Raw genomic sequence first — 938 nt, 5'->3', positions numbered from 1 at the left:
TGGCAGCCTTGATCTGAATGAAATATCAAGTTTTTAGGCTTCCCACGTGATTCAAAGGCCATATCTAAGGCCTTCACCGTTAACTCAGTATCCGGTGAAAATGACATCGCCCAACCGATGGCTTTTCTCGAAAATAAATCCAGCACAACCGCTAAATAACACCAACGATTACCCGCCCAAATATACGTCACATCGCCACACCAAACGGTGTTTGGTTCGACAACTGCAAATTGTCGTTTGAGTACATTTGGGATGGTCACATGCTCATTTTCAGCCTTCTTATAGCGATGCTTGGATTGTTGGCAACTCACTAAGCCAAGCTTTTTCATTAACCGAGTCGCCCGATAACGGCTTAACGTAAAGCCACGTTCAGAAGCGATGGTGGCTATACTTCGCGCACCCGCAGACTCCTTACTTTCAGCATGTATCGCTTTGATTTCACATTCTAAACGCCGCTGCTCAGGCGTCACCACAAGCTCACAGCTTGCCCAATAACGGTAGCTACTTCGGTTCACGTTGAATACGTGACATAACACTGAAATAGGGTATTTATTGCTCTGATTGAGTTTCTCGATTATCGAGAAGTGTTCAGCGAGTCCGACATCAATAGAGCCGTAGCCTTTTTTAAGATTTCTTTCTCGAGATTTATCCGCTCAATTTCACGTTTAAGTGCCCTGATTTCAATCTGCTCAGGTGTCATGGGTGAGGCTTTAGGAGCAAGCCCTTGGCGCTCAACCTGAAGCTGTGTTACCCACTTACTGACTGTCGATTTACCCACGTTCATGGCTTTCGCGGCCGCTTCTTGTGTGTAACCTTGATCTATGACTAATTGAGCTGTTTCAAGCTTAATGGCGGCGCTATATCGTGCACGTTTACTTTTATTCATGTTGTCACCTAAATGGGTTATGAGGGGATCATAACATTTCTTATTAGGTGGC

Annotated in this window: 1 pseudogene; it reads right to left on the bottom strand. The window is 45.1% G+C overall.

From position 1 onward, the window contains the following. Nucleotides 1-886 (bottom strand): annotated as a pseudogene (locus Q4Q52_RS22155) (IS3 family transposase); the annotation flags it as partial. Nucleotides 887-938: the final 52 nt, after the last annotated feature.

The sequence above is a fragment of the Shewanella sp. SP1S2-4 genome (assembly GCF_031932075.1).
Lineage (GTDB): Bacteria > Pseudomonadota > Gammaproteobacteria > Enterobacterales > Shewanellaceae > Shewanella > Shewanella baltica.
The sequence above is the reverse complement of the archived record's forward strand: the minus strand, read 5'-3'. Positions and strand labels throughout refer to the sequence as shown.